This is a genomic window from Streptomyces sp. MMBL 11-1, assembly GCF_028622875.1.
Lineage (GTDB): Bacteria > Actinomycetota > Actinomycetes > Streptomycetales > Streptomycetaceae > Streptomyces.
On the sequence record NZ_CP117709.1, the window covers coordinates 661,652 to 674,919 of the forward strand.

The following is a 13,268-nucleotide window of genomic DNA, read 5'->3' on the forward strand; positions in this document are numbered from 1 at the left end:
AACGCATTCATTTCACTGCGGAGGATCTCGCACGGACCAGGGTGGCCGTATCCCTCGGAGTGGCGGCAGAGACGTTCGACAGTGTGAGGCTGCTTTCGGTAAGCACGGGTACTCCGGACCTGGCACCGTTCCTACGGTGGCGGGCTGCAGTTGGCGGTCGGCTGGGTGAACAGGTAGCGCCGTTAGCTGCGTTGATGCCCGGGCACGGACCGGTAGTCGACGCGATGAGCCTGATGGGAAACACGGCGGACCTCGACGAGGCGGTGGAGAACTTCCTGGCGGCTCCGCGGGATCTGCTGCGCGCGGAGCTGGAGAACCTCCGTATCGGGCCCGCCCACCGCAACTGGGCTCGGAAGCTGGCGGATGGCGACCGCGAGGCCCGGCTCCAGGTGGCTACGGCGCTGCGGACATGTCACGCGGTGACCGTCGCGCCGTACTGGCCACGCCTGCGCAGGTTCCTCGCCTCCGTGCGGGAAAGGCACGTGGGAGCGATGGGCGAGGGCGGGACCGAGCGGTTGCTGGAGTCGCTCGATCCGGCCCTGGTGCGCTGGCGGCCGCCGGTGCTCGAAGTCCACCACAGCCGCGAGGCCGATGTGGTCTTGGGCGGACGCGGCTTGGTCATCTCCTCGGCCGTGTTCTCGTCGCACCAAGCCGAAGTGCTGGCCTGCCCCGGGGACTCGGCGCAGGCACCGGTCCTTGCCCTGCCCGCCTTCGGGGCAGATCCGCCGCCGGCGTACCTGTGGAGCGTCGGTGACACAGAGGGCCGACCGCTGGAGGAGCTGCTGGGCCGCACGCGGACAGCGGTGCTCGAAGCGCTGGCGGACGGTTGCTCTTCCACCGGATGCAGCACCACTGACCTGGCTCGCCGGGTACGCGTATCTGCCAGCTCCGTGAGCCAGCACGCGACCGTGCTCCGCAGAGCCGGCCTGATCACCACCGGCCGCGACGGAAAGGCCGTCCGCCACACGCTGACCACGCTCGGCGCAGCACTGCTGGAATCCGGTATCCCCCACCGGCTCCGCGACACGGTCGACCCGACCGGCACCCTCGACTTCGCTGCCCTGCCAGATCCGGGGGAAGCTGCTAGGCCGTGTGTCAAAAGTGGATCTTGGACTGTGGATGATCACGGTCATGGGTCGGGGAGATCTCACAGATGAGCAGTGGGCGCTGCTGGAGCCTCTGCTGCCGAGGGGCACGAGGGCGGGGGCCCCGCCGGTCTGGTCTCGGCGGCGGTTGATCGACGGCATACGGTTCCGGGTCCGGACCGGTGTTCCGTGGCGGGACGTACCCGTCGAGTACGGGCCATGGGGTCGGGTCTACGACCTGTTCCGCCGCTGGCAGCGCAACGGGCCTTCTTGCGGCCGATCGCGTAGTGAGCGGCAGGCGGGTCGAGGAACACCGGCGGTGCACACGCCCGCCCTGCTGGTGTTGCGTAACCTCTCCGGTGCTCAGCCGGAGAGCGAGCCTGGCTCGGGGCGCCGTCGTTGCCCCTCAGGGGTGAAGGTGAGGGCTTCATCAAAGGGTGTGTCTGCGAAGCGGACAGCAAGCAGAATCGGTTCGTCGAGCTCGTGCCATGTGGACTTGGCTGCAGTGGTGCTGCCATTCCAGAGATGGAAGAAGACCATGGGCTCTTCGGGGTCCTCTCCCAGGTAGCCGGCGTCAACAAGGCCCTTCGGGCGCCACAGAGCGGCCATCAGCAACCAGAGCCCCCGGTCCTCGGTCATACTCGGCGGCCACTGCCCCGAAAGCGCACCCGACTTGAGGTCGCGAAGCTCGATCTGCTGCGGCCGCGGCAGTGCCGCGTCGAGCGCGTCCACGGCCGTCACGTCGCCGTCCATGACGACGTCGTACAGCAGGTCCCACACGTCGTCCGGCTCCTGTCGGGCGAGATCGTCGTCACCGAGGAAGGACTGTCGTCGCAGGTACGCCGAGCGGCCACCGGGTCCGTCATCTCGTACACCCCGACAGGCTATCCGCACGATCTGACAATCCATACGGACTCATTCGATTCGTGACCACGAATGATCAGCGGATTCAGCGGGAACGGCCCGCGCCTCGGCCCCTACACACAGGCCGGAACAGCTCTGCAGGCAAGGAGCGATCGACTGAGGCTGGTAGAAGTGGGGGGCTGCTCCAGCGGTGGGTGGGTTCAGGCGCGCGGCCTGGAAAGTCGGCGCGGTCGTGACCGTCTCGGACTCGTCGGGGGTCAGCCGACCGAGTGCGGCTTGTCTACGGCGCCGGTGGTAGGTCCGCTCGATCCACGTCACGGTCGCGAGGTGCAGTTCCTCGCGGGTGGACCAGTTGCGGCAGCCGTGGAGTCCTTCTGCAGCCTGCTGCAGAAGGACTCCACGGCTGCGTTGTGGCCGCCCCCGCCGACTCTTCCTATCGTGCTGGCCATTCCGTTGCGGCTGAGGGCCCGGGCAAATTCCCGGGAGCCAAATAGGGCGATGTTAACCAGTCGTTGCAACACCGGACTGTTGCGTGGACAATGATCACCTCGTTACGCCCATCGGCGTCGGCACACGTCTTCCGCAACCCACACCACTGGCCTCACCAGGTGAGTCGGGCACGCCTACCCGGGCAGGGCAGGGAAGACAACCACCGAGCCGTCCCTGTTGCGGGCGATCTCGATCGTCACGTCCGTGGCGCGGCTGTTGACCGTCACATTCTCGCCCAGCCGGTTGATCCGGTGTGCCGCACGCATCAGGCGATCGACTTCACCGGGCGTGAACACGGGCCGCAATCCGTTCGGGCGAGCCAACTCCAGCGCCGACAGACGTAGCAGGACCCCGGCGATGCCCGACTCCAGTTCGTCGAGATCCTGCTGGTCCCGTTTGAGCTCACGGGTGAAGCTCTCGAACACGTTCCCAGGGTTGTTCTGCGCATGCTCGACCGCTTGCAGGACGACGACCCGCCGCTTCAACGCAACTGCCAGCGAAGCGAGTTCGAGGTGGGCACGGAATTCGCCACCTTGGTCGTCGATGCCGGGGAACGACTTGGTCAGTGTGCCGATCTCGACGGCCTCGCCATCGGGCAGCGCATCAAGTGTGTTCTGCCACCGGGTGAGACGGCGGCCGGCCTTGCCCAGCGCCGTGTCGATGGCATACACGGCCGAGTCCAGCCCAAGCGAGACACCGAGTTTGCCCTGGTCGAGCAGAATCGCAGTGGCCTTTTCGATGGCACCCCGGCAGCCGTCGAGGGCACTGTGCTCGTCGTCAAGCTTTTCCTCGTGCAGTCGCTCCAGCAGTTCCGTGATGTGTTCGATGGCCTGCTGACGCTGCTGGTCGGCATGCGCACTCACCCCCACCGCCACGGCCATGAGCACGAGCGGCGCGGCCACGGTGAGCGCCGCACCGCCGACGGCAGCGACGCCGGCCGTCGCACCGGCTCCACCGGCTGCGCCCGCTGCCGCCGCCTTGCCGACCGGCACGTATGTCGCGTGGGCGACGATGCGGCCCATGGGATCCACGAGCGGACTACGGACGCCACCGGCCACCGTCTTCGAGGCCATCTGGCGGACCATGCCCTGACCGACCTGGGCTGCGACTTTCGCCGGAATCACTATGCGATACAGGTTCTCGCCGCCGGCGGTCGCCGTGGCCGCAGCGGAGGAGTTCCGTGCTGTCTGCGTGACGAGTTGTGACAGGTGCTGCGCCAAGGGGCTCACGGCATCGAGCGGGAGGCCTCGGCCGCGGTCGAGCTCGTCGGGCAGCGGATGTACCTCGAGAGTGGCGATCGGCTCGTCGGCCAGGACGGCCAGCACGCCGCGCAGCTCACTCAGGCGCTCAGCCGTCATCGGTCCGTCCCCGACCACGGTGGGCACCCGGACGTCACCGGTCGCGAGCGTCCACACCGGAACAGCTGTTGCCTTACGGTAGTCAATCATCGTCTCCCCTTGCGTTCCCACAACAGCCTACGGCTGACATGCGGTTGGGGTGCTCGATTCCCACCCTCGCGGATCACGGCGCCCGGCCGTCACTCGCCACTCCTCGGGCCCAGATCACAGCCTGGACGGCCGCATCGCACCCTCGCAGTCCCAGCTGCAACGTCACCGCGGCCGTACCCAGGCGGCGGCAGTGAGCACGTTCTCTCGCTGGCGCTCAGGTGAAGACGTCGCCAGCTTCATGCGCGACAGTCGCCGCACCCCGAGCAGGCACTTGCCGCATCCGTCGTAGGGTCGTTCGATCGAGTTGAGGTCCGTACCACGCATTTCCTCTCTCCGTTCGAGCGCGCATCGTACGGAGAATCGGCGGCCATGCCCCCTCTGGACGATCTTGGTCAACTGAGGAAGCTCAGCCGCACCTGACGCTCCGGGTTGTCCCGGTTCGTGTCCACCAGGCAGACCGACTGCCAGGTGCCCAGCTCCAGCCTGCCGCCGATCACCGGCAGCGTGGCGTGGGGCGGGACCAGGGCCGGGAGCACGTGGTCGCGGCCGTGGCCGGGGCTGCCGTGGCGGTGTTGCCAGCGGTCGTCGGCGGGGAGCAGGTGGTGGAGGGCGGCCAGCAGGTCGTCGTCGCTGCCCGCGCCGGTCTCCAGTACGGCGATGCCGGCCGTGGCGTGCGGGACGAAGACGTTGAGCAGGCCGTCGCGGCCCGGCGCGGTGCGGGTGAGGAACTCCTCGCAGGCGCGTGTCAGGTCCGTGACGTTCTCGGACGTGCCCGTGGTGATGTTCAGGACCGTGGTGGCGAAGGAATCGGACATGCCTTCATCTTCACCCACCGGCGTGAGATGACGCGTCCACGCTCCGGGACGCGAAGAGTCGTGTCCCGTCGGATGACTCCGTCCTGGGACACCACGGGACTCCGGGGCCCTTCCCCGTGCGGGAAGATCCCGGAGCCCCGAAGAGTTAGTAGAAGCGTGAACATTTCTGGGGTGCGTGAGCTGGACGTGGTCGTGATCGGCGCGGGGCAGGCGGGGCTGTCCGCCGCGCACCACCTGCGCCGCGTCGGTCTGCAGCCGGACATCGGCTTCGTCGTGCTGGACCACTCGCCCCGGCCGGGCGGCGCGTGGCAGTTCCGCTGGCCCTCGCTGACGTACGGCAGGGTCCACGGGATGCACGCGCTGCCGGGCATGGAACTGACCGGAGCCGACCCCGACCGGCCCTCGTCGGAGGTGATCGGCGCGTATTTCGCCGCGTACGAGGAGCGCTTCGGCCTGCGGGTCCACCGCCCCGTGGAGGTGAGCGCCGTACGGGAGGGGAGCAGCGGGCGGCTGCTGGTGGAGACGTCCGAGGGGATGTACGCCCCGAGGGCCCTGATCAACGCGACGGGCACCTGGGACCGGCCGTTCTGGCCCCGCTACCCGGGCCAGGAGACGTTCCGGGGGCGGCAGTTGCACACGGCGAACTACCCGGGACCCGAGGAGTTCGCGGGGCAGCGGGTCATCGTCGTCGGGGGCGGGGCCTCCGGTACGCAACATCTGATGGAGATCGCCGAGCACGCGGCCGACACCTTCTGGGTGACCCGGAGTGAACCGGTCTTCCGTGAGGGGCCGTTCACCGAGGAATGGGGCCGGGCGGCCGTGGCGATGGTGGAGGAGCGGGTGCGCGAGGGGCTGCCGCCGCGGAGCGTGGTCAGCGTGACCGGGCTGCCGGTGACCGATGCGGTGCGGCGGGCCAGGGAGCAGGGGGTGCTGGACCGGCTGCCGATGTTCGACCGGATCACGCCGAGCGGCGTGGCCTGGGACGACGGTCGTGTCGTGGAGGCCGATGTGATCCTCTGGGCCACCGGGTTCCGGCCTGCCGTGGAGCATCTGGCGCCGCTGAAGCTGCGCGAGCCGGGCGGTGGTATCCGGGCCGAGGACACCCGGGCCGTACGCGACGGGCGCGTCCATCTCGTCGGGTACGGTCCGTCCGCCAGCACCATCGGCGCCAACCGTGCGGGCCGCGCGGCGGTCCGGTCGGTGATGCGGCTGCTGAGGGAGACCGGCGGAGAGAGGGTGGACCGGGACGCCGGGGCCGCCGTCGGCGTCCCGGTCTCCGGGGCGTGAGGTTCTGGGGACCTGTAAGCCCCGGCGGGTGCGGGGAGTTCTCGTCGGCAGACCGGTCAGCTCGTGGTGGCGGAAGCGCGGTTGCGGTTGAACTCCTGGACGTTCTTCTGCTGCTCGTCATAGCTGTCGGTGAACCGGGTGTCGCCGGGGCCGACCGTGACGAAGTAGAGCCAGGGTCCGGGCGTGGGGCTGACGGCCGCGCGCAGCGCCTCCTCCCCCGGGTTGCCGATGGGTGTGGGCGGCAGCCCCTTGATCCGGTAGCTGTTGTACGGGCTGTCCAGCTGGGTTTCCGCGGTCGTCGTGTCCAGGGTGGAGCGGTCGAGGGCGTAGTTGATGGTGGAGTCCATCTGCAGCGGCATGTCCTTGAGCAGCCGGTTGTAGACGACCCTGGCCACCTTCCCCATGTCGGACGCGGTGTCGGCCTCGGCCTGGACGATGCTGGCGATCGTGATCGTGTCGTAGACGGAGACGTTGTTGCGCCGGGCCCCCGCCGTGACGTGGTCCGCGCCGAAGTGCTTGCGGGCGGTGTCCGTCATGTACCGCAGCAGGCCGACGGGCTCGGTCGCGGCGTCGATCGGATACGTGGCCGGGAAGAGATATCCCTCGGGGTTGCCCTCGGCCTGGGCGGGCAGAGCCAGGTCCGCCGTCGTCGCGGCCTCGCGCGTACTGCCGGGCTTCAGGTCGAGCGCCCGGTCGACGGCCGCGTACACCTGCGAGGCGCGACGGCCCTCGGGGATCACCAGAGTGCTGTGCGGGCTCTCCTTCTCGTGCCCGCCCTCGTCCGATCCGGTCAGGGACAGCGGGATCAGGACGGCGGCCGACGCGACGAGCAGGGCGCCGACGGCCAGGACGACCTTTCCGCGGCGGGTCGGGCGGAGTCTGCGACGGGGTCGGGCGTCCGGGGACTCGTTCACCATGCGGGCACGTTAACCCGGGGCACGAGCCACGGCCGGGAGCCCGACCACGGCGTCGACTCCGGCGACTCGAACGCCGTACTCGGGCGTCCGGAACACCCGTAGCCCCGAACGTACGGGGACGGAACACACGAGCACGGAACGCACGAACAAGGGATCGGGTGTTCGCTGGAACGTGTGAGCGTCAGGGGATTCGTTGGTGTTCACCCGTCCGGGGCGTGATGATTGCAGAGCGCAGTCAACGGGCTGCAGACCGCTACTGCGCAGTCCCACAGATGCACCATGTACAAGGAGAAGGACCAGATGAACTTCCTGACCAACCTGCTTGCCGGCGTCGTCCACTTCGTGGGTTGGCTCGTCTGACCATCGCTCCGCCCGGCGCCGTCGCTCCCCGTCCCACGGGAGCGGCGGCGCCGCCGTGTGTACGGAAGCCGGCCGGCTCGGCCGTTCGCCGCCGCCTGGATCCTCACCGCGGTGCCGCATCGGGTGGGCGGCGCGGTGAAGCCGCCGGGGGGACGCCCGCCCGCCAGGCTGCCCGGGCAGCGGCAGTCGAGTATCGGACGCGGGGCCATACGCGCGCCCTGCCAGGGGTTTCAGGGACTGTCGCATCACCCTGGCGCCGGAGGCAGCCCTGCCGGAGGCGGTCCTGCCGGGGGCGGTGTCAGGGGGCCGGCGCCGGGGCCGGGTGGGAGTCGCGGCGGATCAGGGAGGCGTAGCGGCCGTCGCGGTCGAGGAGTTCCTCGTGTGTACCGCGCTCGGCTGCCCGGCCGTCCTCCAGGACGACGATCTGGTCCGCGTCGCGGATGGTGGAGAGGCGGTGCGCGATGGTGAGCGTGGTCCGTCCGGCGGAGAGGGCGTCGATCGCTTGCTGCACGGCCTGTTCCGTACGGGTGTCGAGCGCGCTGGTCGCCTCGTCGAGGATCAGCACCGGTGGGTCGCGCAGGATGGTGCGGGCGATGGCGAGGCGCTGCTTCTCGCCGCCCGAGAAGCGGTAGCCGCGCTCGCCGACCAGGGTGTCGTAGCCGTCGGGCAGGGAGACGATGTGGTCGTGGATCTGCGCCGCGCGGGCCGCGGCCTCGATCTCCTCGTCGGTGGCGTCCGGCTTGGCGAAGCGCAGGTTGTCGGCGACCGAGGCGTGGAAGAGGTAGGTCTCCTGGGAGACGACGCCGACCGCTCGCGCGAGGGTGTCGAAGTCCAGATCGCGGACGTCGACCCCGTCGAGCGTGACCCGGCCGCCGGTGACGTCGTACAGCCGGGGCACGAGGTAGCTCAGGGTGGACTTGCCGGAACCGGTGGATCCGACGACCGCGAGACTGCCGCCCGCGGGAACGGTCACGTCGATGCCGGTCAGCGTCGGGCCGTTCTTCTCGTCGTAGCTGAAGTCGACGTCCTCGAAGGCGATCTCGCCGCGGATCTTCTCCAGGCGGACCGGGTGTTCCGGTTCGGTGATGTCCACCGTGAGGTCGATGTACTCGAAGATGCGCTGGAAGAGGGCGAGGGAGGTCTGCATCTGCACACCGGTGGAGAGCAGGCTGACCGCCGGGCGGAACAGCCCCTGCTGCAGCGTGACGAAGGCGACCAGCGTGCCGATGGAGACGGCGGCGGCTCCGGACGCGAAGGTGAGACCGGCCGCCCAGTAGATGACGGCGGGCATGGCGGCCATCACGATGCCGATCGTGGACATCCGCCAGCGGCCGGCCATGTTGGAGCGCACTTCGAGGTCCACCAGGCGCTCGGACTCCTCGGCGAAGCCCTGGGTGAGGGAGTCGGAGCGGCCCATCGTGCGGCCGAGGAGGATGCCGCTGACCGAGAGGGACTCGGTGACCGTGGCGGCCATCGCGGCCATCTGCTTCTGGCGCTGGGTGGTGATCCTCTTGCGCTCCCGGCCGACGCGGCGGCTGATCGCGACGAAGACCGGCAGCAGGAGCAGCGAGACGACGGTGAGCCGCCAGTCGAGGGCGAGCATGGCGACGACGGTCGCGATGACGGCCGTGAGGTTGGAGACGAGCGAGGTGGCGGTGGAGGTGACCGTCGCCTGCATGCCGCCGATGTCGTTGGCGATGCGGGACTGGACCTCGCCCGTGCGGGTGCGGGTGAAGAAGGCGAGCGGCATCCGCTGGAGCTGGGTGTAGACGGCGGTGCGCAGGTCGTGCATGACCCGCTGTCCGACGGTGGTCGAGATCAGGGTCTGGAGCACGCCGAAGACGCCGGTCATCACGGCGGTGAGGATCATGCCGAGCGCCAGCAGGGTCAGCAGGCCCGTGCGCCCCTGCGGGATCGCGGTGTCCAGGATCTCGCGCAGCAGGAACGGGGAGGCGACCGATACCAGGGAGGACGCGCCGACCAGCAGGCCGACGACGGCCAGGCGGCCTCGGTAGGGGTGGAAGAGGCGGAGGATGCGGCGCACCTGGGCGGGTGGCCGGTCGGCGGCGGCGCGGGCATCGGGTGGGGGCGTCCACGTGGGCTCGTCGGGCTTCATGGGCTCCTTCGTCGGGCGTGAGGCGTGGCCGGGGGCGGAACCGGCCCTCGCACATGAAGAGCCTAGCTCATTGTTACCTATACTCACAATGAACGAGGTCCTGATATTGTTCCCGTATGGACGCCCCAGATTCCCCCGGTCCGCCCGGCTCCTCCCGCTCGACCGGCTCGACCGGCTCGACCGGCTCGACCGACGCCGACGGCATGCTCGCCGAGCAGTTGCTGCGGCTGACCCGCCGACTGCACCGCATCCAGAGCCGCCAGCTGGAGCCGATCGGCATCACTCCGGCCCAGTTCCGGCTGCTGCGGACGGTCGCGGGTTACGACGCCGCCCCCCGGATGGCGGATCTCGCCCGGCGCCTGGACGTCGTTCCCCGCGCCGTGACGACGCTCGTCGACGCACTGGAGGCGAGCGGCCGGGTGCGCCGCGCCCCGGATCCCGACAGCCGCCGGGTGGTCCGCGTCGAGATCACGGACGAGGGACGCGCCACGCTGCGGTCCCTGCGCAGCGCGCGCCGGGCCGCCGCGGAGGAGATCCTGGCCCCATTGACCGCCGATCAGCGCGAGGTCCTCGGCGGGCTGCTGTCCGCCCTGGTCGACGGCATGCCGGAACGCCACTGCTGACCACCGCGCCGAGCCGCCGAGGAGATGACCGACATGCCGCTGCTGGAGCCCGACCCGGAAGCCCTGCGCCCCGGAACGCCACGGGAACCCGCCCCCGACCGGGTCACCGACCGCAGCGCGGGCGGCACCCCGGAGCCGCTGCGGAGCGAGCTGACGGCCCTGCTCGGTGCGGACAAGGTGCTCTGGAAGATCTCCGACCTCGTGCGGTACGCCTCCGACGCCAGCCCCTACCGCTTCCTCCCTCGGGTCGTGCTGGTCCCCGAGGATCTCGACGACGTCTCCGCGATCCTGTCGTACGCCCACGGCAAGGGCCGTGACGTGGTCTTCCGGGCCGCAGGCACCAGCCTCAACGGCCAGGCGCAGGGCGAGGACATCCTCGTCGACGTACGCCGCCACTGGACCGGCGTCGAGGTGCTGGACGACGGGGCACGGGCCCGGATCGGGCCGGGGACGACGGTGATGCGGGCCAACATCGCCCTCGCCCGCCACGGCAGGCTGCTGGGCCCCGACCCGGCCAGCGCCATCGCCTGCACCGTCGGCGGGGTCGTCGCCAACAACGCCTCCGGCATGACCGCGGGCACCACCCGCAACTCCTACCGGACGCTCGCCTCGCTCACCTTCGTCCTGCCGAGTGGCACCGTCGTCGACACCGCCGACCCGGCCGCCGACGAGGAACTGGCCCGCGCCGAACCGGAGCTGTGCGCGGGGCTGATGGAGCTGAAGGCGGAGATCGAGGCGGACGAGGAGCTGACCGCCAGGATCCGCGCCAAATACACGATCAAGAACACCAACGGCTACCGCCTGGACGCCTTCCTCGACGGGGCGACGCCGGTGGAGATCCTGCGCGGGCTGATGGTCGGCTCCGAGGGCACCTTCGGCTTCATCTCCGAGGTCGTCTTCGACACCCTGCCGCTGGACCGGCGGATCTCCAGCGCCCTGCTGTTCTTCCCCTCCCTCACCGCCGCCGCGTCCGCCGTGCCCCGGTTCAACGAGGCGGGGGCCATCGCCGTGGAGCTGATGGACGGCAACACGCTGCGAGCCTCCGTCAGCGTGCCGGGCGTTCCGGCGGACTGGGCGGTGCTGCCCCGGACCACGGCCGCGCTGCTGGTGGAGTTCCGGGCGGCCGACGAGGCGGGCCAGGAGGCGTTCGAGCGGGCGGCCGACGCCGTCGTCGCCGACCTGGACCTGGTCGTCCCGGCCGCGTCGGTGACCAACGCCTTCACCCGGGACGCCGGGACGATCGCCGGGTACTGGAAGGCCCGCAAGGCGTTCGTCACGGCGGTCGGCGGGTCCCGGCCCTCGGGCACCACCCTGATCACGGAGGACTTCGCGGTGCCGCCCGCACGGCTGGCCGAAGCCTGCGAGGCGCTTCTGGAGCTCCAGTCACGCCACGGTTTCGACGCCGCCGTGGCCGGTCATGCCGCGCACGGCAATCTGCACTTCCTGCTCGCGTTCGACGCGGCGAAGCCTGCCGACGTCGAGCGGTACGACGCGTTCATGCAGGAGTTCTGCGCGCTGGTGGTGGACCGTTTCGACGGGTCGCTCAAGGCGGAGCACGCGACCGGACGCAATATCGCGCCCTTCCTGGAGCGGGAGTGGGGGCCGCGCGCCACCGAGCTGATGTGGCGGACGAAGCAGGTCATCGATCCCGCCGGGGTACTCGCTCCGCGCATCGTCCTGGACCGGGATCCGCGGGCCCACCTGCGGGGCCTCAAGACCATTCCGAAGGTGGAGGCGGTCGCCGACCCGTGCATCGAGTGCGGCTTCTGCGAACCGACCTGCCCCAGCGAGGATCTGACGACCACTCCGCGCCAGCGGATCGTGCTGCGCCGGGAGATGCTGCGGCAGGCGGACGGTTCGCCGGTCGAGACCGGTCTGCTCGACGCCTATGGGTACGACGCCGTCGACACCTGCGCCGGGGACTCCACCTGCAAGCTCGCCTGTCCGGTCGGCATCGACACCGGGGCGATGATGAAGGGCTTCCGGCACCGCAGGCACACCCCGCGCGAGGAGCGGATCGCCGCGCTCACCGCGAAGAACTTCCGGGTGGTGGAGGCCTCGGCGCGGCTGGCCGTGGCGGTGGCCGACGCGGTCGGCGACCGGGTGGGCGACGGTCCGCTCGGGGCCGTGACGCGGCTCGCCCGCAAGGCCGTCCGCCCCGACCTCGTACCGGAGTGGCTGCCCCAGATTCCCGGCGCGGCGGCCCGGCGGCTGCCGCGTACCGACCGCGCCGGGGCGAGCGCCGTCTACTACCCGGCCTGCGTCAACCGCATCTTCGCCGGTCCGGACGGCCGCCCCGGCCTTTCCCTGGCCGAGGCGGTGGTCGCCGTGTCCGGGCGGGCCGGCAAGCCGGTGTGGATCCCCGAGGACGTCGCGGGGACGTGCTGCGCGACGATCTGGCACTCCAAGGGGTACGACGCGGGCAACAGGATCATGGCGAACCGCATCGTGGAGGCCGCCTGGGCCTGGACGGCGGGCGGGGCGCTGCCGCTGGTCGTGGACGCGTCCTCGTGCACACTCGGCATCGCCGAGGAGGTGGTGCCCTACCTCACCGAGGACAACCGGGCGCTGCACCGTGAGCTGACCGTCGTGGACTCGCTGGTGTGGGCGGCCGACGAACTGCTGCCGCGTCTGACGGTGTTCCGCACCGCCGGGTCGGCCGTCGTGCATCCGACCTGTTCGATGGAGCACCTGGGTGACGTGGGGCAGTTGCGCACGCTGGCCGAGGCGTGCGCGGACGAGGTCGTGGTGCCGGACGACGCGGGGTGCTGCGCGTTCGCGGGCGACCGGGGCATGCTGCACAAGGAGCTGACCGACTCGGCCACGGCCAAGGAGGCGGCCGAGGTCGGCCGTCGGCCCTACGACGTCCATCTGTCGGCGAACCGGATGTGCGAGATCGGCATGGAACGGGCCACCGGGCAGCCCTACCGCTCGGCGTTGATCGAGCTGGAGCACGCCACCCGGCCGACCGTCCACTAGCGGGCCAGGGAGTGGCCGCGAAGAATCGTCGTCCGCCCTCCGGGCGGGGCCCGCGGCGTCCGGTGCGTGCTCCCGCAAGGCGCCGGAGCGCCCCGTACGGCCTGCACAAGTGAGCGTTCAGAGGCCCCGATTGGTTGCACCAGTCGGGGCTTCGGCGCGCCGTGAAGAAAGTCCATGGTTTGAGGACGAGAGTCCAAATACCTCCCTTGCGCACCAGCAGCCTCACCCTCCAGGGTCCTTACCGAGACCCGGCCCCCGCGCTCGCCATCCGTACGGGGACCGGAC

At 70.4% G+C, this 13,268-nt stretch carries 9 protein-coding genes and 2 pseudogenes; 5 read left to right on the top strand and 6 right to left on the bottom strand.

All coding sequences use genetic code 11. The annotated features are described in order from the left end of the window. The first annotated feature begins 224 nt into the window (after nt 1-224). Complete coding sequence (locus PSQ21_RS02715; RefSeq protein WP_274028789.1) at nt 225-1,157, top strand: ArsR/SmtB family transcription factor; 933 nt, start codon at nt 225-227, stop codon at nt 1,155-1,157. Further along, nucleotides 1,132-1,290: pseudogene (locus PSQ21_RS02720) on the top strand (transposase); the annotation flags it as partial. The gene PSQ21_RS02715 and the pseudogene PSQ21_RS02720, both read left to right, overlap by 26 nt. Before the next feature lie 158 nt (nt 1,291-1,448). On the opposite strand, the gene PSQ21_RS02725 reads toward PSQ21_RS02720, so the two are convergent. The 4 genes and pseudogenes from PSQ21_RS02725 to PSQ21_RS02740 all read right to left on the bottom strand — a co-directional run bounded on the left by PSQ21_RS02725 (nt 1,449) and on the right by PSQ21_RS02740 (nt 4,701). Further along, the gene (locus PSQ21_RS02725) at nt 1,449-1,994 is read right to left on the bottom strand and encodes a hypothetical protein (RefSeq protein WP_274028790.1); all 546 of its coding nucleotides are present in this window, start codon (nt 1,992-1,994) and stop codon (nt 1,449-1,451) included. A 183-nt stretch (nt 1,995-2,177) separates the two neighbouring features. Next, nucleotides 2,178-2,440, bottom strand: a pseudogene (locus tag PSQ21_RS02730) (IS3 family transposase); the annotation flags it as partial. A gap of 132 nt (nt 2,441-2,572) precedes the next feature. After that, nucleotides 2,573-3,886, bottom strand: a complete 1,314-nt coding sequence (locus PSQ21_RS02735) for a hypothetical protein (protein ID WP_274028791.1) — start codon at nt 3,884-3,886, stop codon at nt 2,573-2,575. A gap of 392 nt (nt 3,887-4,278) precedes the next feature. Continuing rightward, entirely contained in the window at nt 4,279-4,701 is a 423-nt protein-coding gene (locus tag PSQ21_RS02740) for a YjbQ family protein (protein WP_274028792.1), read from the bottom strand. Nucleotides 4,702-4,857: 156 nt separating this feature from the next. Between PSQ21_RS02740 and PSQ21_RS02745 the strand changes: the two genes are divergently transcribed. After that, nucleotides 4,858-5,988 carry an NAD(P)-binding domain-containing protein gene (locus tag PSQ21_RS02745; protein ID WP_274028793.1) on the top strand — a complete coding sequence of 377 codons (1,131 nt, stop codon included), beginning with the start codon at nt 4,858-4,860 and terminating at the stop codon, nt 5,986-5,988. A 56-nt stretch (nt 5,989-6,044) separates the two neighbouring features. On the opposite strand, the gene mltG is transcribed toward PSQ21_RS02745, so the two are convergent. Continuing rightward, on the bottom strand, nt 6,045-6,905 hold the full coding sequence (mltG, locus tag PSQ21_RS02750) for an endolytic transglycosylase MltG (RefSeq protein WP_274028794.1): 861 nt from the start codon (nt 6,903-6,905) through the stop codon (nt 6,045-6,047). Between the two features lie 658 nt (nt 6,906-7,563). Then, entirely contained in the window at nt 7,564-9,381 is a 1,818-nt protein-coding gene (locus PSQ21_RS02755) for an ABC transporter ATP-binding protein (RefSeq protein ID WP_274028795.1), read from the bottom strand. Between the two features lie 116 nt (nt 9,382-9,497). Here PSQ21_RS02755 and PSQ21_RS02760 point away from each other — a divergent pair, with 116 nt between their 5' ends. Together PSQ21_RS02760 and PSQ21_RS02765 are read left to right on the top strand one after the other, a co-directional pair. Next, nucleotides 9,498-10,004 (top strand): MarR family winged helix-turn-helix transcriptional regulator, encoded by a 507-nt coding sequence (locus PSQ21_RS02760; RefSeq protein ID WP_274028796.1) that lies wholly within the window; start codon nt 9,498-9,500, stop codon nt 10,002-10,004. Nucleotides 10,005-10,037: 33 nt separating this feature from the next. Continuing rightward, nucleotides 10,038-12,983: an FAD-binding and (Fe-S)-binding domain-containing protein gene (locus PSQ21_RS02765; protein WP_274035623.1), complete on the top strand. Its 2,946-nt coding sequence runs from the start codon at nt 10,038-10,040 to the stop codon at nt 12,981-12,983. Nucleotides 12,984-13,268: the final 285 nt, after the last annotated feature.